This window comes from Novosphingopyxis sp. (genome assembly GCF_965218915.1).
GTDB lineage: Bacteria > Pseudomonadota > Alphaproteobacteria > Sphingomonadales > Sphingomonadaceae > Novosphingopyxis.
Map to the genome: position 1 here is coordinate 1,367,423 of NZ_OZ244708.1, position 21,970 is coordinate 1,389,392.

Genomic DNA, 21,970 nt, shown 5'->3' on the forward strand with positions numbered 1-21,970 from the left:
GATCAGGCGCGCTCGCGCTCCGGCAGGTCGGCGAAATCGATCTCGAGCAGGTCCATCTGCGCTTTCACCGGAGGCCAGGTCTCGCTGAGGAACCGCGCGCGCTCGATCTGGCGCAGCCGCGCGCGCGCGCCGCGCGCCACGAACAACCCAATGCCCCGCTTCACCTCGATGAGGTTCTGATCCTGAAACGTCTGATAGGCCTTGGCCACGGTCAAAGGATTGGCGCCCTGATCGGCGGCGAAGCTGCGCACCGAGGGGAGCGCGTCGCCATCACCGAAGCTGCCGTCCAGGATCGAAGCGGCGATCACGTCGCGCAGGCGAAGATAGACGGGTTTTTGCGGTTCGGCCATGACTGGATCAGTGCCATAACACAGTGGGTCGGGTCAAGGGGGAAGGATGTTGGTTTCTTTGTTGCTCAACCCGTCATTGCGAGGAGCCCCGGACTTGATCCGGGGCGACGCGACAATCCAGAGCGGATGCAGCGCTGCAGCGGCCCTGGATTGCTTCGGCCTGCGGCCTCGCAATGACGATCAACTGTGAGGCGGAGCTGTTTTTGCTTCCCAAACCCGCGCCACCTCGTCCAACTCCGGCCGCGGCCGTTCCTCCAGCGGCGCGCCCGGCGAGCCGATGAAGACGATCCCCGCAATCCGCCCGCTATCCCCGCAAAATTCCGTGGTCACGATCGGATCGGTGCTCGCCCAGCCGGTGACCCAGCCGCAGACATAGCCCGACGCATGGGCCGCGTGGCACAGGTTCATCACCGCCGCGCCGCAGCTGAGCTCCTGCTCCCACCGCGGGATTTTGGCGCTGTCGACGGGTTCGAAGCTCGCGATCATCAGCGCGGCGTCGTAATCGGCGAATTGGCACGCGGCCTCGACCGAAGCGGGTCGCGCATCCGGATTGGCGCCGAGGAAAGCGCTTTCGAGTAGGGCGCGAAAGGCCCGGCGTTGTTCCTCCGGCACGATCGTAAAGCGCCAAGGCGCCAGCTTGCCATGATCGGGCGACCGCGCCGCGATCCTCGCGAAGTCGCGCATTTCCGAGGCGTCCGGACGCCGTCCGGCCAGCTCGCGCGGCTTGGCCGAACGGCGGGTGGTCAAGTAGCTGAGCGGGGAGGAAAGATCGTTGAACGTCATGACCCGAAGGTGGAGACGCGAGCGCGCTTCGGCAACAATCTTCTTCACAGCCGCAATTTTTACGTTAGGTTGCGCCGCCATATGACCCGCGACAAGCGCGGGCGGACAGACATCAGAAGAGGGGTTTTGCGTGGGCTTGAAAGATATCGGTCTGTGGAACGAAGGCGACTGGATCGCCGCTTGCGGCTCGACCGCGTTGATCTTCTTCCTGTGCGTGGGCGCCTATGCGGTCACCCAGCCCAGGCAAGAGTTCGCCGGCCATCCCAAAGGGCTCTACATCCTGTTCTTCGCCGAGATGTGGGAGCGTTTCTCCTATTACGGCATGCGCGCGCTGCTCACGCTCTATCTGGTCAAGCACTGGCTCTACAGCGACGGCGACGCCAATTTCATCTACGGCGCCTATACCTCGCTGGTCTATATCACGCCGGTGCTCGGCGGCTGGCTGGCGGACCGTTATCTGGGGCAGCGCAAGGCGGTGCTGTTCGGCGCCGTGCTCCTCACCATGGGCCATTTCCTGATGGCGTTCGAGGGCAATGGCACGGGCTATCAGAACGATCCCGCGCTCAACGTCTTCTGGCTGGCACTCAGCTTCATCATCGTCGGTTCGGGTTTCCTCAAGGCCAACATCTCCGTGATCGTGGGGCAGCTCTATCCGCGCACCGACATCCGCCGCGACGGCGCCTACACCATCTTCTACATGGGCATCAACGTCGGTGCCGCAGTCGGCACGATCATCGCCGGCTATCTCGGCGAGACGATCGGCTGGTCCTACGGCTTCGGCGCGGCGGGCATCGGCATGCTGCTCGGCCTCGTCGTCTTCGTGGTCGGCAAGCCGCTGCTGCTCGGGCGCGGCGAACCGCCGGTGCCGTCCAGGCTGAAGCAGTCGGTGATGGGCCTGAAGCTGGAGTGGTTCCTGTACGTTCTCGGCTTCGTCGGGATCGCGATCATCTGGGCGCTGATCCAGTATCAGTCGGTGGTCGGCTGGCTGATGCTCCTGTCCGGAGCGGCGCTGCTGATCTATGTCCTGAAGGAAGCGTTCAAGCTCGACAAGGACGCGCGCGACCGCGTGTTCGCGATGATCTTCTTCATCCTGCTGCAGCCGGTGTTCTGGGGCCTGTTCGAACAGGCGGGCGGGTCGATCAACCTGTTCACCGAGCGCTTCGTCGACCGGGCGGGCGTGCCGACATCGCTGTTCCAGTCGATCAACCCGATCTACATCATCCTGCTCGGACCGATCTTCGGTGCGCTCTGGCCGTTTCTAGCCAGGAAGGGCTGGGAGCCGTCGACGCCCGCCAAAATGGGCTTCGGCATCTTCCAGATGGGCTTCGCTTTCGTCGTGCTCGTCTGGGGGGCCAATTCGATCGGCGCATCGGCGCTGGTGCCGGTGCTGTTCATCTTCCTCTTCTATCTCTTCTCGACCACCGGCGAGTTGTGCCTCAGCCCGGTCGGCCTGTCCGCGATGAACCGGCTGTCGGTCACCCATATGGCCAGCCTGATGATGGCCGGCTGGTTCTTCGGCACCGCGGGCGGCAATTTCGTCGCGGGGCTGCTCGGTTCGATCATGGGCGAAGGCGAGGGGGGCGAGATGACGCGCGAAGCCGCGCTCGACGTCTACTGGTCGATCGGCCTCCTGGCGATCGGCATCGGCGTGGTCGTCGTGCTGGTCAGCCCGCTGGTCAAGAAGCTGATGCATCTCGACAAGCTGACCGACGACGATGTCGGCGACGATCTGGAAGGCCAGCGCGAGGCGGGCGAACCGCAGGCGGCCGGCATCCATCCCACCACCCGCGGCGCTTGAGGGCAGGTCTATGAAAATACAGGGGATCGCGGCGGCATTGCTGATCGCGCTGGGCGGCTGCGCGGCATCGGGCGACCGGCCGGGCAACGCATCGGACAAGGACGATAGCGCGCCGACGGCACTGGCCGAAGGGGAGGCGGCGTTCGCCTCCACCTACCACGCCTATCCGTCGAACCCGACGGTGGTGCGCAATGTCACCGTCTATGACGGCGAGGGCGCGCGCTTCGACAATGCTTCGGTGGTGATGAGCGGCGGCGAGATCATCGCGGTCGGCGACGGCGATCTGGCGGCGCCGTCGGGCGCGGTCGAGATCGACGGCACCGGCAAGTTCGTGACGCCGGGCATCATCGACGTGCACAGCCATCTCGGCGTCTATCCGAGCCCCAGCGTCGAGGCGCATTCGGACGGCAACGAGGCGACCGATCCGACCACGCCGGACGTCTGGGCCGAGCACAGCGTCTGGCCGCAGGACCCCGGCTTCAGCCGCGCGATGGCAAATGGCGGCATCACCGCGCTGCAGATCCTGCCGGGATCGGCCAACCTGATGGGCGGGCGCTCGGTGGTGCTGAAGAACGTCTATTCGCGCACCGTGCAGGGCATGAAATTTCCCGGCGCGCCCTACGGCTTCAAGATGGCGTGCGGCGAAAATCCCAAGCGGGTCTATGGCGGTCGCGGCCGCAAGCCGTCCACCCGTATGGGCAATTTCGCGGTCAACCGCCAGACCTGGGCCGACGCGCGCGCCTATCGCGATGACGACAAGCATAAATATGATCTCGGCAAGGAGACGCTGGCGGGTGTGCTGGACGGCAGGATCCTGGTCCACAACCATTGCTACCGCGCCGACGAGATGGCGCAGGTGATCGATATGGCCAAGGAGGCCGGCTACAAGGTCACCGCCTTCCACCATGCGGTCGAAAGCTACAAGATCGCCGATCTGCTGCGCGAAAACGACATCTGCTCGGCGGTCTGGGCGGACTGGTGGGGTTTCAAGATGGAGGCCTATGACGCGATCCCGGAAAACGCCGCGCTGCTGGAGAACGCCGGCGCCTGCGTGATCATCCATTCGGACGACGAGAACGGCATCCAGCGTCTCAACCAGGAGGCGGCAAAAGCGCTCGCCGACGGGCGGCGCATGGGCATCGAGATTTCCGACGCGCAGGCGATCCGCTGGCTGACCTACAACGCGGCCAAGGCGCTGGGCATCGAAAAGATGACCGGCAGCCTGAAGCCCGGCAAGATGGCCGACGTCGTGCTGTGGAACGGCGATCCCTTGAGCGTCTATTCGCGGCCCGAAAAGGTCTGGGTGGACGGGGCGCTGCTATACGATGCCGACGATCCGGCGCGCCGCCCGGTCAGCGATTTCGAACTCGGCCAGCCCGGCGCGGGAGACGTGAAATGAGCGGTCTGCGGGTTACAAACAACTTCCGACGGGTTTTTGGATTCGCAGCGATATTATCGTTGTCGTTGCTCGCCGCCGCTCCCCTCGCGGCGCAAACCTATGCCATCACGGGCGCCAAACTGGTCACCGGGGACGGCAGCGCGCCGGTCGACAACGGCACCGTCGTCATCGAGAACGGCAGGATCGTCGCCGCCGGACGGAACGTAACGGTGCCCGCCGGGGCCGAGCGCATCGATGCGGGCGGCAAATATGTGACGCCCGGCATTTTCGCCGGCTTCAGCCGCGTCGGGCTGGTCGAGGTCGACGCGGTTTCGGGCACCAACGACACCGAGGCCGGCAATTCGCCGTTCAACGCGTCGATCGACGTCGCGCCCGCCATCAACCCGTCGGACAGCGCCTTTGCCGTGAGCCGCGCCGCCGGGGTCACCCGCGCGGTGGTCTCGCCGGCCGCCGCCACCAGCATTTTTGCGGGCCAGGGCGCGCTGGTCGATCTGGGCGAGGATTTCGACGCGGTCACGGTGCGCCGGGCGTTCCAGTTCGTCGAGATGGGCGAGAACGGCGCGCGCGAGGCCGGCGGCAGCCGCGCCGCGACGCACGCGCTGTTCCGTAACGCGCTGCGCGAGGCGCAGGGTTATGGCGGCCGGCTGAACATCCGCGGCGGCGCCGCGTCCGAAGCGCCGGACGGACAGCAACTGGCGCAGGAATCGCCCGATCTGCGGATGCTCGAATCGAACGTCGACCGGCCGCAGGACGTGCTGCTGACGCGCTTCGACGCCGCCGCGCTGGTGCCGGTGGTGCAGGGACGTCAGAGACTTCTGGTCCATGTCGAGAGCGCCAACGACATATTGCGCACGCTGGAGCTGCGGCAGGAATTCCCGAACCTGCGGCTGGTGCTCGTCGGCGCGAGCGAGGGCTGGCGCGTGGCCGACCGGATCGCCGCGGCGGGCGTGCCGGTGATCGCTTCCGCGCTCAACGATCTGCCGGCCTCGTTCGAGCGGCTGGCGGCGACGCAATCGAACATCGGCCGGATGCGGGGTGCCGGCGTCAAGGTGGCGATCGGCATGATCGACGACAACGACGCGCACCAGCTGCGCTATGCGCCGCAATATGCCGGCAATCTGGTCGGGCTGCAGCGGGTGCCGGGCGCCGACGGCCTGACCTGGGACGAGGCGTTCGCGGCCATTAGCGGCGATGTCGCCGATATCATGGGCGTGGGCGATCGTCTCGGCCATTTGCGCAGCGGTGCGGCGGGCGATGTCGTGCTATGGTCCGGCGATCCGCTCGAGCTCAGTTCGGCGCCCGAGCGGGTGTGGATCGACGGCGTGGAGCAATCGCTCGACAACCGCCAGGCACGGCTGCGCGAACGCTATCGCACGCCGCAGGAGGGGGCGCTGCCCAAGGCGTACGAACGTTAGATCGGACGGGCGGCGAAGGGAGAATGCGAGGATGACCATGCTCTGGATCGCCGCCATCGCCTTCGTCGGCACGCATTTCCTGATGAGCCACCCGCTGCGCCGTCCGATGGTCGGGGCTTTGGGGGAGCGGGGTTTTCTCGGCGTCTATTCGCTGATTTCCATCGCCACCTTCGTCTGGATGGTGATCGCCTATCGCGCCGTGCCCTATGGCCTTGCCGCATGGGATGCCGGTGACGGTGTCTGGATCGCCGCGACGATCCTGATGTGGATCGCCTCGGTGCTGCTGGCCGGATCGCTGATCGGCAACCCGGCGCTGCCCGCATCGGGCGCGAACCGGCTGGCGGCGAAGCAGCCCCGCGGCGTGTTCCGGATCACCCGCCATCCGATGATGTGGTCCTTCGCCCTGTGGGGCCTGGTCCATATCCTTATCGCGCCGCGCGCCGAAAATTTCATTCTGTGCGGCGCGATCATCCTGCTCGCGCTGGCCGGCGCGGCGCTGCAGGACGGCAAGAAGAAACGGCTGATGGGAGCGGACTGGAAGGCTTGGGTCTCGAAGACGAGTTTCGTGCCGTTCGCGCGCGGCTTCGCGATGCCGGGCGGCGTGGCGCTGATCGGCGGCACGCTGCTGTGGCTGGTGGCGATGTACGGGCACCGCTGGTTCGGGATTGCGGGCGCGGGGATTTTTCGGTGGGTTTAGTGTTAAACCTTCTCCCGCTTCGGCGGGAGAAGGATACGAAGCCTTGCGAGCTTGCTCGCTAGGCGAAGTTGGATGAGGGTGGGTGGCGCGTCAGCGCCATCGACTGAGTTCGCTCTGTGCAGTCGCCCTCGCCGCTGCGACTAAACTCACTGCGTTCGTTAAGTCTCGCTCCTCTCCCGCAAGCGGGAGAGGGGTATGTCATTTCCGCACCATTCTCATCATGCGTTCGCCGTATCGCGGACCGGCAGTACCACCGACGGGCGCGGCTTCGTCGAGCTCGAGCAAATCCTCGTCGGTCAGTTCGATATCGACCGCCGCCATCGAATCCTCCAGCGTCGCGCGGCGTTTGCTGCCCGGGATGGGCACGATGAAATCGCCCTGGTGCAGCAGCCATGACAGCGCGATCTGCGCGGCCGAGCGCTTGTGCCGCGCGGCCACACCCTCGACCACCTTCACCAGCTCCAGGTTCTTGTCGAAATTTTCGCCCTGATAGCGCGGGTCCTTGCGGCGATAATCGTCCTCGCCGAGATCGTCGAAGCGCTTGATCTGGCCGGTCAGGAAACCGCGCCCTAGCGGGCTGTAGGGTACGAAACCGATGCCCAGGTCCTGCACCAGCGGGAGGATTTCCTCCTCGATCGTGCGCTCCCACAGCGAATATTCGCTCTGCAGCGCGGTGATCGGGTGGACGCCGTGCGCACGGCGGATGCTGTCCGCGCTCGCCTCGGACAGCCCCAGGTGGCGCACTTTGCCCTCTTCGACCAGCCGCGCCATCGCGCCGACCGTCTCCTCGATCGGCACGTCGGGATCGACGCGGTGCTGGTAATAGAGGTCGATCACGTCGATGCCGAGCCGCTTGAGGCAGCCCTCGGCCGCGGCGCGGACATTTTCGGGGCGGCTGTCGGTGCCCCTGGTCTCGCCGTCCTGGATGTCGAAGCCGAACTTGGTGGCGATCACCAGCCGGTCGCGCCGGCCCCGGATCGCCTCGCCGAGCAGTTCCTCGTTGGTGTACGGTCCATAGACCTCGGCGGTGTCGAAAAAAGTGACGCCCAGTTCGATCGCACGGTCGATCGTCGCGAAGCTTTCCTTGCGGTCGGCCTGCCCGTACATGCCCGCGCCGATGCCGTTCATCGGCATGCAGCCGAGGCCGAGGGCCGACACTTCGAGGTCCTGTCCGAGGGTGCGGGTCTTCATGCCGTGAGTTCCTTCCTGCGCGCGAGATAGCCGGTGATCTCGTGCCTGATTTCCGGTGCGAACAGATATAACGCAAGAATGTTGGGAAGGGCCATCAACAGGAATGCGCTGTCGACCAGTTTGACGACCTGACCGAGATCGAGCACCGCGCCCACGGGAAGCCCGATGATGTAGATCGCCTTGTAGATGCGCCGCGCCGCCGCGCCGTGGCCGAACAGATAGGCCCAGGCCTGCTGCCCGTAAAAGCCCCAGGCGCACAGCGTCGAATAGCCGAACAGGAACACCGCGGCCGCGAGGAGATAGACCAGCCACGGGGCCACGGTGGCAAAGGCGGCGACGGTCACCTCGATGCCCTCCAGATCGCCCGTATACGTGCCCGCGACGACCATCGCCAGCGCGCCCAGCGAGCAGATCACGACGGTGTCGATGAACGGTTCGATCAGCGCCACCAGTCCCTCGGATGCGGGTTCCTTGGTGCGCGCCTGTGCGTGGGCCATGACCGCGCTGCCGATCCCCGCCTCGGACGAATAGACCGCGCGGCGCATGCCGATCACGAACACCCCGACCGCTCCGCCCGCCACCGCCTGGCCGGTGAACGCGTCGCTCACGATCAGGGCGAGCGCGCCGGGTATCCGCTCGAACCCGAGGACGAGGATCGCCAGCACGCCGATCAGGTAGATCGCGCCCATGGCGGGCACCACGAGCGAGGTGACGCGGCTCAGCCAGCCGACGCCGCCGATCACGACCAGCCCGACCAGCGCGGCCATGACGCCTCCGTAGATCCACGCGTTGCCGTCGGTCTGGGCGAAGCCGAACACGTCGGCCACCGCGACGTAGCTCTGGTTGACCTGGATCAGCGGGATCGCGCCGAGCAGCGCGCAAACCGCATAGACCCCGCCCATGACGAGGCCTGTCTTGGCCCAGCCGCGGCCCTTCAGCCCATTCTTCATCGAATACATCGGCCCGCCGCGCACTTCGCCGTCGGCATCGACCTCGCGATATTTCAGGCCCAGCGTCACCTCGGCGCATTTCAGCGTCATCGCGAACCAGCCGATCACGAACATCCAGAACACCGCGCCCGGCCCGCCGGTGGTGATGGCGATCGCGACGCCCGCGATATTGCCCAGGCCCACGGTGGCCGACAGCGCGGTGGTGAGCGCGGAGAACTGGCTCATCTGCCCCGGTTCGTCCTTCTGCCCCAGCCGCCCGCGCACGATCGTAAAGCCGGTGCCCAGATGGCGGACATTGACGAAGCCCAGATAGGCGGTGAAAAACACCATCGGGACGGCGAGCCACAGCACCACCAGCTCGATCGATATCCCGAACAGGGTGATCTGGGTGAAGACGAGCGTCGACAGGCCGTCGATCGCCTGGTTGAGTATCGTTAACATGCGTGCAATTTTCCCCGCTGGATAGCCCGCCCTAGAGCGGCGGGCGCGCGAGGTCGAGGCGAGCTTTTGTCCCCCTCCCCTCCAGGGGAGGGGTTAGGGGTGGGGATTATCACCAAAGCACATCGCTTGATCGATGGCCCCCACCCCCGGCCCCCCCCTGAAGGGGAGGGGAGATCATTGCCGTCTCCGGCCTCGCAATGACGGGATTCTGTCTGTAAGAGCGTCACCTACCGACAAGCCCGCCAGCCAATGGGAGCGTATATGCCAGGCAGTTATTTCGGCACCGACGGCATCCGCGGCCGCACCAATCGGGCGCCGATGACGCCCGAAATCGCGATGAAGGTCGGCCAGGCCGCGGGCATGCATTTCCTGCGCGGCGATCACAAGCATCGCGTCGTGATTGGCAAGGATACGCGATTGTCGGGTTACATGATGGAGAACGCGCTGGTCGCCGGGTTTACCAGCGTGGGCATGGACGTCATCCAGTTCGGCCCGATCCCGACGCCGGCCGTGGCCATGCTGACCGCCTCGATGCGCGCGGACCTGGGGGTGATGATCTCGGCCAGCCACAATCCTTATGAGGACAACGGCATCAAATTGTTCGGGCCGGACGGGTTCAAGCTCTCCGACCGGGACGAGGCGGCGATCGAGGCGCTGCTGACGGGCGGCGATATCGCGCTAGCCGATGCCCCCGATATCGGTCGCGCCCGCCGGGTCGAGGACGCGCGCGGACGCTATATCCATGCGGTCAAGGCTTCGCTGCCGCAGGATGTGCGGCTCGACGGTCTGCATATCGTGGTCGATTGCGCGAACGGCGCGGCCTATCAGGTCGCGCCGTCCGCGCTGTGGGAGCTGGGTGCCAAGGTGACGACGCTGGGCGTCGAGCCGAACGGCAAAAACATCAACGACGCGTGCGGCTCCACCCATATCGAGGCGCTTCAGGACACCGTGGTCGCCGCAGGCGCCGATATCGGCATCGCGCTGGACGGCGATGCCGACCGGCTGATCGTGGTCGACGAGCAGGGGCGGCAGGTCGACGGCGATCAGATCATGGCGCTGATCGGGCGCAGCTGGAGCCGCAATGGCCTGCTGCGCGGCGACGGCATCGTCGCCACCGTGATGAGCAATCTGGGGCTCGAGCGCTTTCTGGAGGGCGAGGGGCTGGAGCTGGTTCGCGCGCAGGTTGGGGATCGCTATGTGCTCGAAATGATGCGCAAGCGCGGGATGAATGTCGGCGGCGAGCAATCGGGCCACATGATCCTGCTCGATCATGCCACCACCGGAGACGGCACCATCGCCGCGCTGCAGGTGCTGGCCGAACTGGTGGCGCACCAGAAGCCCGCCAGCGAGCTGCTGCATCTGTTCGAACGCGTGCCGCAGCTGCTGAAGAACGTGCGCTATGCGGGCGGCTCTCCGTTGGAGGACAAGACGGTGCAGCAATGCATCGCCGACGCCGAGGGCGAGCTGAACGGCAAGGGCCGCCTCGTCATTCGCAAGTCCGGCACCGAACCGCTCATCCGCGTCATGGCCGAGGGCGACGACGAAGGCCAGGTCGGGACGGTCGTGGACCGCATCTGCGAGGCGGTGAAGGCTGCGGCGTAAATCCCCCTCCCGCTTGCGGGAGGGGCTAGGGGTGGGCATAGCTCTTCTATAAGAAAGTCCCACCCCCCGGCCCCTCCCGCAAGCGAGAGGGGGGAGATACGGAATGACCACGCCGCGCATCCTCATCATCGCGGGCTCCGACAGTTCGGGCGGGGCGGGCATTCAGGCGGACATCAAGACCGTCACCATGCTCGGCGGCCATGCGATGACCGCGATCACCGCCGTCACCGCGCAGAATACGCGCGGCGTCAGCGGCGTGCATCCGATCCCGGCGCAGATGGTGCTGGATCAGATCGCGGCCTGCGTGGACGATATCGGGGTGGACGCGGTCAAGATCGGCATGATCGGCAGCGCCGAGACCGCGATGGCGGTGGCGGAGCGGCTGAAAACTCTGCTTTCGTCACCCCAGCGAAAGCTGGGGTCTCGGGCGAAAAAGCGCGACGCTGGAGATCCCAGCTTTCGCTGGGATGACGAGATTGGAGAGAAAGGCGTCACCATCCCCATCGTCCTCGATCCCGTCATGGTCGCCACCAGCGGCGCGGTGCTGGCGGACGAGGCCACCATCGCGGCGTTCGGAGCGCTGATGGACGTCGCCACGCTCACCACCCCGAACCTGCCCGAGTTGGACGCGCTCGGCGGCGAGGCGGCGGTGCTGGCGCATGGCACCGCGCTGCTGATGAAGGGTGGCCATGGCGGGGGGAACGAGATCACCGACCGGCTGGTCGATACGGACGGCCGCGAAACCTGCTGGACCGAGCCGCGCATCGATACGCCGCACGATCACGGCACCGGCTGCACCTTGGCCAGCGCCATCGCCATGGGTCTGGCCGAGGGCAGGGCCCTGCCCGAGGCCATCGCGCGCGCGCGCGCCTTCGTCCGCGCGGCCTTGCGCGCCGCGCCGGATTTCGTGGCCGAGAATGGCCCGATGGGGCATCAGACGGTGCGGGTGGACCAACTGTGATCGCGGGCGTCGATGAGGCCGGGCGCGGGCCGCTGGCGGGGCCGGTGGTGGCGGCCGCGGTCGTGCTGTGTCCGAAGACGATCCGGGGGCTCGCCGACAGCAAGGTGCTGAGTGCCGAGAAGCGCGCGCTGCTGGCGGCGCGTATCCGCGCGCGCTGCGCCTTCGGCGTCGGGCTCGCCAGCGTCGCGGAGATCGACGCGATCAACATCTTCCAGGCGACCATGCTGGCGATGACCCGCGCGGTCGAGGCGCTGTGTCGGACGCATGGCTGCGATCCCGTGCAGGTGCTGGTCGACGGCAATCTGACGCCGCACGGCCGCCGCCCCGAATGGCGCTGGCCCGCCCGCGCGATCGTGAAGGGCGACGCGACCGAACGCTGCATCTCCGCCGCCTCGATCGTCGCCAAGGAGCATCGCGACGCGATCATGCGGGAAGCGGCGGAGGCTTATCCGCATTACGCCTGGGACCGGAACAAGGGTTACGGCACCGCCGCGCATCTGGCCGCGCTGCGCGAACATGGTCCGACGCCGCTGCACCGCCGCAGTTTCGCGCCGGTGGCACAGCTGGTGTTGATTTGAGTTCCAGAACCCTCTCCCGCTCGCGGGAGAGGAGCGAGACTTATGACCCCGGACTTGATCCGGGGGAATTGGTCGCAGCGGTGAAGGGAAACCCCACAAAGTACCACTTTGTGGGGACCCCGGTGAGGGGAAACCCCACAAAGTACCACTTTGCGGGGACCCGGGTGAGGGGATCGCCCAGTAGCGCCGACCCATCGCTGGCGCTGGCGCGCCACCCACCCTCATCCCCCGCTTTCGCGGGGGCAGGCAACTCCGCCCCGGATTAAATCCGGGGCTGCGTATCCTTCTCCCGCCCGGGCGGAAGAAGGCTGATTTGTTCAAATTTCCCCCGTCCAGAGTCCTTTCAGCCACACCCCATATCTGGACGGCTCACATATCCACAGCCCCCATATCTCGTGGCGGACTCGATGCGTTCCCGGTCCGTTAACCATCGCTTAGGGCTTGGCGCGCAGGGTTAAGCCGCTTGACCTCGATCGCGGCTGGACTCACTCTGCCCGCCATCTCTGGAGGGGAAAGGGAGACCATGGGGGCCACCGACATGATCATGGGCGAGGCGATCACGAAGATTGCGCCGCGCGTACGGAAAGCCGCGCCGCCGATCACGCTGCCGCTCGAGCAAATCCTGCGCGGCGACTGTATCGAAGCGATGCGCGCGCTGCCCGACGCCTGCATCGACATGATCTTCGCCGATCCGCCTTACAACCTTCAGCTCGGCGGCGAGCTGCACCGGCCCGACGGCAGCCATGTCGACGCGGTCACCGATCACTGGGACCAGTTCGACAGCTACGCCGCCTATGACAAGTTCACCCGCGCCTGGCTCGCCGAGGCGCGGCGCATCCTGAAGCCGTCGGGATCGCTGTGGGTGATCGGCAGCTATCACAACATCTTCCGGGTGGGCGCGGCGGTTCAAGACCTCGGCTACTGGATCCTCAACGACATCGTCTGGCGCAAGTCCAACCCGATGCCCAATTTCCGCGGCACCCGCTTCACCAACGCGCACGAGACGCTGATCTGGGCGGCGCGGTCGGACAAGGCGAAATACACCTTCAACTACCGCGCGATGAAGACGCTGAACGACGAGTTGCAGATGCGCAGCGACTGGACCTTTCCGATCTGCGGCGGACAGGAACGGCTGAAAAAGGACGGGCACAAAGCGCACCCCACGCAAAAGCCCGAGGCGTTGCTCTACCGGCTGCTGCTCGCCACCACCAATCCCGGCGACGTGGTGCTCGATCCGTTCTTCGGCACCGGCACCACCGGCGCGGTGGCCAAGCGGCTGGGGCGGCAATGGATCGGGATCGAGCGTGAGGACGGTTACTGCGAGGTCGCCGAGGCACGCATCGCCGCTGCGCTGCCGCTCGACGAAAGCGCGCTGAAGACGATGCAGAGTCCAAGGTCGCAGCCCAAGGTGCCGTTCGGGACGCTGGTCGAAACCGGCTATCTGAAGGCGGGCGCGCGGCTCTATTGCAGGAAGCGCAAATGGACCGCCACGGTGCGCGCCGACGGCTCGCTCGAAAGCGACGGCGAGACCGCCAGCCTGCACAAAATGGGCGCGGCGCTGCAGGGCGCGCCGAGCTGCAACGGCTGGACCTTCTGGCATTACGAGGCGGACGGCGGCGCGCTGAAACCGGTCGATGCGCTGAGGCAGACCTATTTGCTGGCAACGGAGTCATAAAATCTTCCCCTCCCGCTTGCGGGAGGGGTTAGGGGTGGGAGCGAGCGAAGCGAGCCTGCTGCCTCGAGATATCCAGAGGCTCGAGATATCCAGGCCCACCCCCGGCCCCTCCCGCAAGCGGGAGGGGAGAAGGCCCACCCCCGGCCCCTCCCGCAAGCGGGAGGGGAAAAGGACCACCCCATGACCCTCCACCTGCGCCCCACCGCCTTCATCGACAGCCCGCAGCGCCATGATGGCGCGGCCGAGCGGCTGGCCGGCACGATGCTGTGGTTCGGGCAGGTCGAATGGATCGCGGACGGCGGGCGGCGGCTGGTGGCCACGCCGGACATGCCGGGCGAGATCGCGAGGCTGATGGGCGAGACGCGGATTCGGGCCGAGCGGACATGGCGCAATCTCACCACCCCTCGCGCGCCGCTCACGCTCGGCGAGCGCGTGCTGCGGCTCGATCAGCCGCACGTCATGGGCATCCTCAACATCACCCCGGACAGCTTTTCCGACGGCGGGCGTTTCGCCGACGACCCCGCCGGGGCCGCCGAAGCGGGCGTGGCGATGGCGCGAGCGGGGGCCTCGCTCATCGATGTCGGCGGCGAATCCACCCGCCCCGGCGCAGCAAGCGTGTGGGAAGGCGACGAGATCGCGCGGGTCCAGCCGGTGATCGAGCGGCTCGCGCGCTCGGGCACGCCGGTCTCGGTGGACACGCGCAAGGCCGCGGTGATGGAGGCCGCGCTCGCCGCCGGCGCCCATATGATCAACGATATCTCCGCGCTGCTGCACGATCCGCGCGCGCTGGAAGCGGCGAAGGCGAGCGATGTTCCCATCTGCATCATGCACGCGCCGAGCCAGGGCAGCGATCCGCACGAGGGCGGAGCGTATGAAGACGCCGCGCTGGATGTGTACGACTGGCTCGAACGCCGCGTCGATGCGGTGACCGCGGCGGGCATCGACCGCGCGCGCCTGATCGTCGATCCGGGCCTGGGCTTCGGCAAATCGGTGGCCGACAACGCCGCGATCCTGAACAATCTGACGCTCTATCACGGGCTCGGCTGCCCGCTGCTGATCGGGGCGAGCCGCAAACGCATGATCGGCGCGCTGTCGAACGAGGCTCCGGCGGATGCACGGCTGGGCGGCTCGCTGTTCCTGGCGATGAAGGCGGTGGAGGCGGGCGCGCAGTTCCTCCGCGTCCACGACGTGCCCGAGACGGTGCAGGCGGTGCGCGTCTGGCGCGGCCTGCGCGACGCGGCCCTGACCGCAAGGGCCTGACCGCGCGCGCCCCTGACCGCAAGGGCCTGACCGCGCGCGCCCTACGACCCGCCGTCAGCTCTCTTTCATGAACGCGGCCTCGATCTTGAGATCGACCTGATCGCCCACCACCGGCACGCCGAAGCCCAGCCCGAACTCGCTGCGCATGATCGATCCGGTGGCGCGGAAGCCCACGCCCTCGCCGCCGCCCATCTGCTCGGGCATCGTGCCCGCGCCGTAGAATGTCGCGTCCAGCGTCACCGGATGCGTCCGGCCGTTCAGCGTCAGGTCGCCGGTCACCTTGGCCGACTGGCCATCCACGGCGACCGCGGTCGATACGAAATGCGCGTCCATCGGGTCGGCGCCGAAAAAGTCAGGCTTCGCGCCGTCCTTGCCCGCGCGCAGCAGGTGATCGGCCAGCCCGGCGCTGGCGGTGGTAACCTGGGATACCGGAATCGTGACGTCGACCGACGCCGCGCCGGGATCGGCGGGGTCGAGCGTCAGGCTGCCGGTCACCCCGCCGAAGATGCCGGTATAGGGCGAGATCCCCATATGATCGAGCGTCCACACGACCAGCATATGGTTTGGATCGGCGGCATAGGTCCCGCCTGAAATCGCCGACGGATCGGGCGAGCCGGGCGCGGCCATCGGCGCCTGCGCGGCGGCGGCGGCGGTGGACAGGATGGCGAGGGCGGCGGCGTGGATGAGGCGCATGGATAGGCTCCCATAAGGTCGTCGGCGCCAGCATAGACGGCGCGCGAGCGATGGCAAGCCGGCATCGCCGCGCCGTCCTCATCCCTTTCCATAATCGATGCGGATGCGCACCCAGCTGCCCACCTGGCTCTGTCCGCCGATGCGCGGCGGGCGCACGCGGAACTGCCACGCGGCGGCGAGGACCGCGCGCTCGATCTGCGATCCTTGCGGCGATTCGCCCAGGCCCACGCAGTCCTCGACGCGGAAATCGGCGACGGTGCGGCAGGCGATCAGCCCCCAGCCAGGGCCGCTGGCGGTCGACAGATAGCCGCCCAGTTCGGCGTCGGTCGGCTCGCGGTACCAGGCGGCGGCGTAGAGCGGCTCGCCATTGGGCGCGGTGCCGACGCGCGCGGTGTCGCCCGAGCGCGCCGATCCGACCGGCCCCATCGTCGGCCTGGCGGCGGCGGGCGCGGCGGCCTTCGCGGGCAGGTTCGAAAGATCGGCGGCGGCCATCTGATTGGGCGTCAGCGGGATCACCGCGGGCGGACGCGTCACCTGCACTTCGGGCTGCATCAGATTGGGTTTGCGGAACATCGACGAGGGCTGAGACGGCGCGGCGGGGGCGGCGGCCGAGGCCTGCGGCTCGACCGGTGCCGGTTCGGGCGGGGCGGGCGCGTCCGCCGCCGGATCGGTCGCCTTGGATTCGGGCGGGGCGGGCACCGGTTGCGGCGCGGGCGGCGCGTCGATGTTGAGCACCGTGGTCGTCTCCGGCGCCTTCTCCGGACCGGCGATCCGCGGGCCGAAGCTCAGCAGCAGAACCACCAGCAGCCCCTCGAGCAGCAATGTCAGCACGACCCCGCGCGCGCGCTGGCCGAAAGCGCCGCGAAAGCGCTCGCTCAGGCCCGTTTCGGGATAGAGCTGGGGCTGGTCCGGATAGGGCAGGGGCTGGGACAAGAAACCTCGATTTCGACATATGAGGTCGCGGCCCCAAGCGACTATGCCCCCGTAGATACGACCGCGCGCCGGGCATAACAAGGCGGGTGCCCATGTCCGGGGCTCGCTCCTCTCCCGCGAGCCAGAGAGAAGAAAAGAGAACCCTTCTCCCGCCCGGGCGGGAGAAGGATACGCAAGCTTGGCGCGAAGCGCCTAGCTGGAGTTGGAAGAGGGTGGGTGGCGCGTGAGCGCCGTCGATGGGTCGGCGCTGCTGGAGCGGCCCTCACCGGGGTTCCCGCAAAATATTATTTTGTGGGCTGCCGCTCACCGCTGCGACTAATTCCCCCGGATCAAGTCCGGGGTCATAAGTCTCGCTCCTCTCCCGCAGGCGGGAGAGGGAAAGAAACAGGCCTTTTCCCGCCGGGGGCGGAAGAAGGTCTTAAGCGGATCGATCGGAATTGGCCCTTATTCAGCTCTTGTTGACCTGAATGCGGATATGGCCCGACGAATTCTTGCCGCCCTCGGCGCCCACGACGAGATATGCGGATTTGGCCATGAAATATCCGTAATCGTCCATGGCGTTCTTCAGGACGCTGAAATTGATCGTCGCGGTGTCGCTGCCCGTCTTGACGGCACGGTTGACCGTGCGAATGGCCCAGACCTGCTTGAACGGCTTGTCGCAATTGCAATAGCTCGGCTCCCCGTCGATCTGGCCCGACTGGTAAATCCGGTATCTGCCCGTATTCGTTTGAACCTCGAGATTTCGACCGTTTTTCTTCGCTTGGGTCATATACTCTTTTCGTCATTGCAAGGAGCCGGAGGCGACGTGGCAATCCAGGGCGGATGCAGCGCTGCTATGGCCCTGGATTGCCGCGGCCTGCGGCCTCGCAATGACGAAAATGCTATATGAAGAGCGGGAGGAAATTCAAATCGAGACACTACCGGCGTTATTTTTCGCTTGCTTGGAAGGAACAAATGTGGAACATTGGACGGATGCATAGGATTCGCCTGCCCCATGGCGCGGCGCGGCGCACGCTTACCGACGCGTCCGACCCCGAAGCGCCCGAGCCGCCCGCCTTCGATCCGGTGCCGATGACGCGCCGGCGCGGCTGGACGGCCGAGCGCCAGCGCGCGTTCGTGGCGGCGCTGCGAAACTTCGGTTCGGTGAGCAGGGCGGCGCGATCAGTGGGCCTTTCGCGTCAGACCGCGCTGCAACTGCGTGGGCGACCTGGCGCGGAAAGCTTCGCGGAAGCCTGGGATTTGGCGCTCGACATGGCGCGCGGGGACGCTTCGGACATCGTGCACGACATCGCCATTCACGGCGCGCTGGAGCCGCTTTATTATCATGGCCGCCTGATCGGTCATCGCCGCCGGTTCGACCGGCGGATGCTGCTCGGCCTGCTCGCGGCGGCGGACCGGGCGGAGCATCGGCGTGGCGCGCCGCCGAGCCTGTCGGGACCGGAAGGGCGTGTCGAGCTGAGCGCTAAAAATTACAGCTTGTTGCGAAAGATTTTTAGTTAGAGGGGGGTTACGGGAAGTTTTGACAGGTTAAGCGCGCCGCGGCGTCGGCCCTCAGGCCGCGTTGTCGATGCCCCAAACGGTCAGGCCTCGTTGTTGATTCCCCCAGGCGGTCAAGCGGCATTATCGATGCCCAGATCGCTGAGCTTGCGGTAGAGCGTCGAGCGGCCGATGCCGAGGCGGCGGGCCACTTCGGTCATGCGCCCGCGATAATGGCCGATGGCGAGGCGGATCACGTCGGCCTCGATCTGTTCCAGCGGGCGCAGATTGCCGTCGGGCTCGTAGAGGGTGACGCCGATGCCGTCGGCATGCCGTGCGGCGGCGCCGTCGCCGGGGCCGGCTTCTTCGACCGCCGCGGCGATGGTCGGGAACTCGCCGGCGGTCAGCGCATCGCCGTCGCACAGGACGGAGGCGCGAAACAGCACGTCCTGTAGTTGGCGGACGTTGCCCGGCCAGTCATAGGCGCGCAGCAGCGCCAGCGCCTCGTCGGTGATGCCGAGGCTGCGCAGGCCCGGCTGGCCGGCGAGGCGGGCGAGGAAATGGCGGGCCAGCGCGCTGAGATCGCCGGTCCGCTCGCGCAACGGCGGGATCGCAAGCTGGACGACGTTGATGCGGTAGAACAGGTCCTCGCGGAAGCTGCCGCTCGCCAGCATCGGCTCGAGCGGTTCGTCGGCGGCGGTGATCAGGCGTATATCGACGCGGTAGCTGTGCGGGCTGCCGAGCGGCTGGATCTCGTTGTCGGTGACGAGGCGCACGAGGCGGATCTGGGTGGCGCTCGGCATCCGGTCGATCTCGTCGAGGAAGATGGTGCCGCCGTCGGCCTGCTGCAGCAGCCCGATGCGCCGGTCGAACGCGCCCGTAAACGCATTCTTCTCATGGCCGAACAGCACCGAATCGAGCAGGTTTTCCGCGATCGATCCGCAGGCGACCTTGACAAAGGGCTGTTTGGCGCGCGGGGACGCGGCGTGGATGGCATCGGCCAGGGTTTCCTTGCCCACGCCGCTCTCGCCCTCGATGAACACGGGCACCTTGCTGCGGGCGGCCTTGGCGGCGATGGCCAGCGCGGTGCGAAAGCCCGGCGCGGCGCCGACGATCTCCTCGAACGCCAGGTCCTGCCCCAGTTTCTCGGTCAGCGGCTGGAGTTCGCCGGCGTGACTGGCGAGGTCGACCGCCTGGTCGAGCGCGGTCATCAGGCGGTCGGGCGCGACCGGCTTGATCAGATAGTCGGTGGCGCCCGCGCGCATCGCGGCGACGGCGCCCTCGGTCGATCCGAAGCTGGTGAGCAGCAGGATGGGCAGGGCCGGGCGGCGCGCCTTGAGCTCGACGATCAACTCGGCGCTGTCGGAGCCGGGCGCCCACTGGTCGAGCAGGATCGCGTCGAGCATCATGCCGTCCTGCGTGCCGAGCATCGCGATGGCCATCTCCGAATCGCGCGCGAACACGGTCCGCCAGCCGGCTCTGGAAGCGATCGCCGACACCAGGCGGCATTGCGCCGGCTCGTCGTCCACCAGCATGAGCAGGCGCACGCGCCCGTCTTCGACTGCCGCTACGGCAATTGGTTGGTCAACACCCATGACGAACGGCGTTAAGCCAAAGCGGTAAAGGGCCGATTAAACATGCCGGCCGGGTATCGGCGCAGCGAGGCGCTTGAGATGTAGGATCGTTGCCGATACGGAGGATGTCGATGCAACCCGCAACTTCGAGGGCAATCATGGCTGGCGGTACCGAACATCCCAAGACCGATATCAACAAGGCGTCCGAAAATTACACCCGTTTCCTCGGCATGACCAAGATCGCGATCGTCGTCGTGGCGATCGTGGTGGTGATCGTCGTGCTGCTGATCAGCTGAGGCTGGGGCATGGCTTTCAAGATCGCCGTCCTGAAGGAAACCGCTCCCGGCGAGCGGCGCGTCGCCGCGGTGCCGGAGACGGTGAAGAAGCTGGCGGCGCTGGGCGCCACGGTGGCGGTCGAAAGCGGCGCGGGCGTGGGTGCCACGGTGAGCGACGAAGACTACCGCGGGGCCGGGGCCGATGTCGCCGCCCGCGCGGCGGCCGTCGAGGATGCGGATCTCGTGCTGGCGGTGCAGGGACCCGAGGCGGGCGATCTGGCGGGCGCGAAGCCGGGCGCGATGCTGGCCGCCTCGCTGGATCCGTTCGGCCGGCGCGATCGGATCGCGGCCTATGCCGCCGCCGGGATCGACGCGCTGGCGATGGAGTTCATGCCGCGGATCACCCGCGCGCAATCGATGGATATCCTATCGTCGCAATCGAACCTGAGCGGCTACAAGTCGGTGCTCGAAGCCGCACGCTATTACGGCCGCGCCTTTCCGATGATGATGACCGCGGCGGGCACGGTTTCGGCGGCGCGCCTGTTCGTGATGGGCGTGGGCGTGGCGGGACTGCAGGCGATCGCCACCGCCAAACGGCTGGGCGCGCAGGTCAGTGCCACCGACGTGCGCTCGGCCACGAAGGAGCAGATCAAGTCGCTCGGCGCCAAACCCGTGTTCGTAGAGACGGTCGCGGGGATCGAGGGCGAGGGGGCGGGCGGCTACGCCACCGAGATGTCGGACGCGTATAAACAGGCGCAGGCCGAACTGGTGTCCGATCATATCGCCAGGCAGGATATCGTCATCACCACCGCGCTGATCCCGGGCCGGGCCGCGCCGCGCCTGATCGGCGACGCGCAGATCGCCAGTATGCGGCCCGGCAGCGTGATCGTGGATCTTGCTGCCGAACAGGGCGGCAATGTCGAGGGCGCCGTCGCGGGGCAGGTGGTGGAGCTGCATGGCGTGCGCATCGTCGGCGCAAAGGACATGGCCTCGACCATGGCGGCCGATACCTCGGCGCTGTTTGCGCGCAACCTGTATAATTTCATCAACGCCTTCTGGGCCGAGGGTGCGCAAACGCCCGTCTTTCCCGACGACGACGAGATCGTGCAGGGCGTTCGGGTAACCAGGAATGGCAAGATCGTGAACGAAAGACTGGCGACCGCCTGAGCGTCGCGCGGAGAGACTCTACGCGCGGCGGCGCAAATCGATCCGGCTCCGGTATAAATAATATTGTCCGCAACTTTAGGCGGCCGGGCTCCGTAAACCTGGCACAAGTTGGAAACAATCGAACGGAGCTTTCCTATGAATAACAGGACTTTACTCGCCGCCACCGCCGCATCGGCCCTAGCTCTCGTCGGTTGTCAGAACATGGGCATGGAAGACGGCATGTCGACTTCTACCAATGCCGGCGCTACCAGCACCGTGATGGTCGGCGGCGCCGCGATGTATCCCACGCGCAACATCATCGAAAATGCCGTCAACAGCAAGGTCCACACCACGCTGGTGGCCGCGGTCAAGGCTGCCGGGCTCGTCGATACGCTGTCCGGCCCCGGACCGTTCACCGTGTTCGCGCCGACCAACGCCGCGTTCGATGCGCTGCCCGCCGGCACGGTGGATAGCTTGCTGCAGCCGGCCAACAAAGCCAAGCTGACCAAGGTGCTGACCTACCATGTCGTGCCCGGCCGGATCACCGCCGCCGATATTGCCGCGAAGATCAAGGCTGGCGGCGGCACCGCCACTTACACTACGGTCGAAGGCGAACGGCTGACCTTCCGCATGAACGGCAGCGCGGTTGTCGCGAGCGGCGTCGGCGGTGGTTCGGCCACCGTGACGCAGGCCGATGTGATCCAGTCCAACGGCGTGATCCATGTGGTCAACGGCGTGCTGCTGCCCACGATGTAACAGGCTTCACGGACAGC

General features: G+C 66.8%; 21 protein-coding genes. 13 read left to right on the forward strand and 8 right to left on the reverse strand.

Annotated elements, in window-relative coordinates:
* Nucleotides 1-2: 2 nt before the first annotated feature.
* Both ACOQPC_RS06265 and ACOQPC_RS06270 read right to left on the reverse strand, forming a co-directional pair.
* Nucleotides 3-350 carry a GntR family transcriptional regulator gene (locus tag ACOQPC_RS06265; RefSeq protein ID WP_420607780.1) on the reverse strand — a complete coding sequence of 116 codons (348 nt, stop codon included), beginning with the start codon at nt 348-350 and terminating at the stop codon, nt 3-5.
* Between the two features lie 180 nt (nt 351-530).
* Nucleotides 531-1,133: a nitroreductase family protein gene (locus ACOQPC_RS06270; RefSeq protein WP_420608085.1), complete on the reverse strand. Its 603-nt coding sequence runs from the start codon at nt 1,131-1,133 to the stop codon at nt 531-533.
* A gap of 136 nt (nt 1,134-1,269) precedes the next feature.
* Here ACOQPC_RS06270 and ACOQPC_RS06275 point away from each other — a divergent pair, with 136 nt between their 5' ends.
* Genes ACOQPC_RS06275 through ACOQPC_RS06290 form a run of 4 tightly spaced genes read left to right on the forward strand, consistent with a single transcriptional unit; the run spans nt 1,270 to nt 6,442 of the window.
* Nucleotides 1,270-2,931, forward strand: a complete 1,662-nt coding sequence (locus tag ACOQPC_RS06275) for a peptide MFS transporter (RefSeq protein WP_420608086.1) — start codon at nt 1,270-1,272, stop codon at nt 2,929-2,931.
* Between the two features lie 10 nt (nt 2,932-2,941).
* Complete coding sequence (locus tag ACOQPC_RS06280) at nt 2,942-4,330, forward strand: amidohydrolase (protein WP_420607781.1); 1,389 nt, start codon at nt 2,942-2,944, stop codon at nt 4,328-4,330.
* Nucleotides 4,327-5,745 carry an amidohydrolase family protein gene (locus ACOQPC_RS06285; RefSeq protein ID WP_420607782.1) on the forward strand — a complete coding sequence of 473 codons (1,419 nt, stop codon included), beginning with the start codon at nt 4,327-4,329 and terminating at the stop codon, nt 5,743-5,745. The genes ACOQPC_RS06280 and ACOQPC_RS06285 overlap by 4 nt, the downstream gene beginning before the upstream one ends.
* 31 nt (nt 5,746-5,776) lie before the next feature.
* Nucleotides 5,777-6,442, forward strand: a complete 666-nt coding sequence (locus tag ACOQPC_RS06290; RefSeq protein WP_420607783.1) for an NnrU family protein — start codon at nt 5,777-5,779, stop codon at nt 6,440-6,442.
* A gap of 198 nt (nt 6,443-6,640) precedes the next feature.
* On the opposite strand, the gene ACOQPC_RS06295 is transcribed toward ACOQPC_RS06290, so the two are convergent.
* Both ACOQPC_RS06295 and ACOQPC_RS06300 read right to left on the reverse strand, forming a co-directional pair.
* Nucleotides 6,641-7,633, reverse strand: a complete 993-nt coding sequence (locus ACOQPC_RS06295; protein WP_420607784.1) for an aldo/keto reductase — start codon at nt 7,631-7,633, stop codon at nt 6,641-6,643.
* Complete coding sequence (locus ACOQPC_RS06300) at nt 7,630-9,024, reverse strand: alanine/glycine:cation symporter family protein (RefSeq protein WP_420607785.1); 1,395 nt, start codon at nt 9,022-9,024, stop codon at nt 7,630-7,632. Before ACOQPC_RS06300 ends, ACOQPC_RS06295 begins: the two co-directional genes overlap by 4 nt.
* 261 nt (nt 9,025-9,285) lie before the next feature.
* Here ACOQPC_RS06300 and glmM point away from each other — a divergent pair, with 261 nt between their 5' ends.
* The 5 genes from glmM (at nt 9,286) to folP (ending at nt 15,100) form a co-directional block, all read left to right on the forward strand.
* On the forward strand, nt 9,286-10,626 hold the full coding sequence (gene glmM / locus ACOQPC_RS06305) for a phosphoglucosamine mutase (RefSeq protein ID WP_420607786.1): 1,341 nt from the start codon (nt 9,286-9,288) through the stop codon (nt 10,624-10,626).
* A 103-nt stretch (nt 10,627-10,729) separates the two neighbouring features.
* The gene (thiD, locus tag ACOQPC_RS06310) at nt 10,730-11,587 is read left to right on the forward strand and encodes a bifunctional hydroxymethylpyrimidine kinase/phosphomethylpyrimidine kinase (RefSeq protein WP_420607787.1); all 858 of its coding nucleotides are present in this window, start codon (nt 10,730-10,732) and stop codon (nt 11,585-11,587) included.
* The gene (locus ACOQPC_RS06315; RefSeq protein WP_420607788.1) at nt 11,584-12,165 is read left to right on the forward strand and encodes a ribonuclease HII; all 582 of its coding nucleotides are present in this window, start codon (nt 11,584-11,586) and stop codon (nt 12,163-12,165) included. Before thiD ends, ACOQPC_RS06315 begins: the two co-directional genes overlap by 4 nt.
* 544 nt (nt 12,166-12,709) lie before the next feature.
* Nucleotides 12,710-13,840, forward strand: a complete 1,131-nt coding sequence (locus tag ACOQPC_RS06320; RefSeq protein ID WP_420608087.1) for a site-specific DNA-methyltransferase — start codon at nt 12,710-12,712, stop codon at nt 13,838-13,840.
* Between the two features lie 180 nt (nt 13,841-14,020).
* Entirely contained in the window at nt 14,021-15,100 is a 1,080-nt protein-coding gene (gene folP, locus ACOQPC_RS06325) for a dihydropteroate synthase (protein WP_420607789.1), read from the forward strand.
* A 54-nt stretch (nt 15,101-15,154) separates the two neighbouring features.
* On the opposite strand, the gene ACOQPC_RS06330 is transcribed toward folP, so the two are convergent.
* From ACOQPC_RS06330 to ACOQPC_RS06340, 3 genes are all read right to left on the reverse strand, one after another.
* Entirely contained in the window at nt 15,155-15,793 is a 639-nt protein-coding gene (locus ACOQPC_RS06330; RefSeq protein ID WP_420607790.1) for a YceI family protein, read from the reverse strand.
* Nucleotides 15,794-15,871: 78 nt separating this feature from the next.
* On the reverse strand, nt 15,872-16,726 hold the full coding sequence (locus ACOQPC_RS06335) for a hypothetical protein (protein ID WP_420607791.1): 855 nt from the start codon (nt 16,724-16,726) through the stop codon (nt 15,872-15,874).
* A gap of 448 nt (nt 16,727-17,174) precedes the next feature.
* Nucleotides 17,175-17,495, reverse strand: a complete 321-nt coding sequence (locus ACOQPC_RS06340) for a hypothetical protein (protein WP_420607792.1) — start codon at nt 17,493-17,495, stop codon at nt 17,175-17,177.
* 203 nt (nt 17,496-17,698) lie between these two features.
* On the opposite strand from ACOQPC_RS06340, the gene ACOQPC_RS06345 reads away from it, so the two are divergent.
* On the forward strand, nt 17,699-18,226 hold the full coding sequence (locus tag ACOQPC_RS06345) for a hypothetical protein (RefSeq protein WP_420607793.1): 528 nt from the start codon (nt 17,699-17,701) through the stop codon (nt 18,224-18,226).
* A gap of 110 nt (nt 18,227-18,336) precedes the next feature.
* Here ACOQPC_RS06345 and ACOQPC_RS06350 read toward each other — a convergent pair whose 3' ends face one another.
* Nucleotides 18,337-19,797, reverse strand: a complete 1,461-nt coding sequence (locus ACOQPC_RS06350; RefSeq protein ID WP_420607794.1) for a sigma-54-dependent transcriptional regulator — start codon at nt 19,795-19,797, stop codon at nt 18,337-18,339.
* A gap of 137 nt (nt 19,798-19,934) precedes the next feature.
* Between ACOQPC_RS06350 and ACOQPC_RS06355 the strand changes: the two genes are divergently transcribed.
* The 3 genes from ACOQPC_RS06355 (at nt 19,935) to ACOQPC_RS06365 (ending at nt 21,953) form a co-directional block, all read left to right on the forward strand.
* Nucleotides 19,935-20,072 (forward strand): hypothetical protein, encoded by a 138-nt coding sequence (locus ACOQPC_RS06355; RefSeq protein WP_420607795.1) that lies wholly within the window; start codon nt 19,935-19,937, stop codon nt 20,070-20,072.
* Nucleotides 20,073-20,081: 9 nt separating this feature from the next.
* A complete protein-coding gene (locus ACOQPC_RS06360) occupies nt 20,082-21,218 on the forward strand; it encodes an NAD(P) transhydrogenase subunit alpha (protein WP_420607796.1) in 1,137 nt (378 codons plus the stop codon).
* 135 nt (nt 21,219-21,353) lie between these two features.
* The gene (locus ACOQPC_RS06365; RefSeq protein ID WP_420607797.1) at nt 21,354-21,953 is read left to right on the forward strand and encodes a fasciclin domain-containing protein; all 600 of its coding nucleotides are present in this window, start codon (nt 21,354-21,356) and stop codon (nt 21,951-21,953) included.
* Nucleotides 21,954-21,970 lie beyond the last annotated feature (17 nt).

Excerpts from the sequence above, each read along its gene's own strand:
- ACOQPC_RS06265 (WP_420607780.1), bottom strand. The coding sequence starts at position 350 with ATGGCCGAACCGCAAAAACCCGTCTATCTTCGCCTGCGCGACGTGATC.
- ACOQPC_RS06270 (WP_420608085.1), bottom strand. The coding sequence starts at position 1,133 with ATGACGTTCAACGATCTTTCCTCCCCGCTCAGCTACTTGACCACCCGC.
- ACOQPC_RS06280 (WP_420607781.1), top strand. The coding sequence starts at position 2,942 with ATGAAAATACAGGGGATCGCGGCGGCATTGCTGATCGCGCTGGGCGGC.
- ACOQPC_RS06285 (WP_420607782.1), top strand. The coding sequence starts at position 4,327 with ATGAGCGGTCTGCGGGTTACAAACAACTTCCGACGGGTTTTTGGATTC.
- ACOQPC_RS06290 (WP_420607783.1), top strand. The coding sequence starts at position 5,777 with ATGACCATGCTCTGGATCGCCGCCATCGCCTTCGTCGGCACGCATTTC.
- ACOQPC_RS06295 (WP_420607784.1), bottom strand. The coding sequence starts at position 7,633 with ATGAAGACCCGCACCCTCGGACAGGACCTCGAAGTGTCGGCCCTCGGC.
- ACOQPC_RS06300 (WP_420607785.1), bottom strand. The coding sequence starts at position 9,024 with ATGTTAACGATACTCAACCAGGCGATCGACGGCCTGTCGACGCTCGTC.
- glmM (WP_420607786.1), top strand. The coding sequence starts at position 9,286 with ATGCCAGGCAGTTATTTCGGCACCGACGGCATCCGCGGCCGCACCAAT.
- thiD (WP_420607787.1), top strand. The coding sequence starts at position 10,730 with ATGACCACGCCGCGCATCCTCATCATCGCGGGCTCCGACAGTTCGGGC.
- ACOQPC_RS06320 (WP_420608087.1), top strand. The coding sequence starts at position 12,710 with ATGGGCGAGGCGATCACGAAGATTGCGCCGCGCGTACGGAAAGCCGCG.
- folP (WP_420607789.1), top strand. The coding sequence starts at position 14,021 with ATGACCCTCCACCTGCGCCCCACCGCCTTCATCGACAGCCCGCAGCGC.
- ACOQPC_RS06330 (WP_420607790.1), bottom strand. The coding sequence starts at position 15,793 with ATGCGCCTCATCCACGCCGCCGCCCTCGCCATCCTGTCCACCGCCGCC.
- ACOQPC_RS06340 (WP_420607792.1), bottom strand. The coding sequence starts at position 17,495 with ATGACCCAAGCGAAGAAAAACGGTCGAAATCTCGAGGTTCAAACGAAT.
- ACOQPC_RS06345 (WP_420607793.1), top strand. The coding sequence starts at position 17,699 with ATGCATAGGATTCGCCTGCCCCATGGCGCGGCGCGGCGCACGCTTACC.
- ACOQPC_RS06350 (WP_420607794.1), bottom strand. The coding sequence starts at position 19,797 with ATGGGTGTTGACCAACCAATTGCCGTAGCGGCAGTCGAAGACGGGCGC.
- ACOQPC_RS06355 (WP_420607795.1), top strand. The coding sequence starts at position 19,935 with ATGGCTGGCGGTACCGAACATCCCAAGACCGATATCAACAAGGCGTCC.
- ACOQPC_RS06360 (WP_420607796.1), top strand. The coding sequence starts at position 20,082 with ATGGCTTTCAAGATCGCCGTCCTGAAGGAAACCGCTCCCGGCGAGCGG.
- ACOQPC_RS06365 (WP_420607797.1), top strand. The coding sequence starts at position 21,354 with ATGAATAACAGGACTTTACTCGCCGCCACCGCCGCATCGGCCCTAGCT.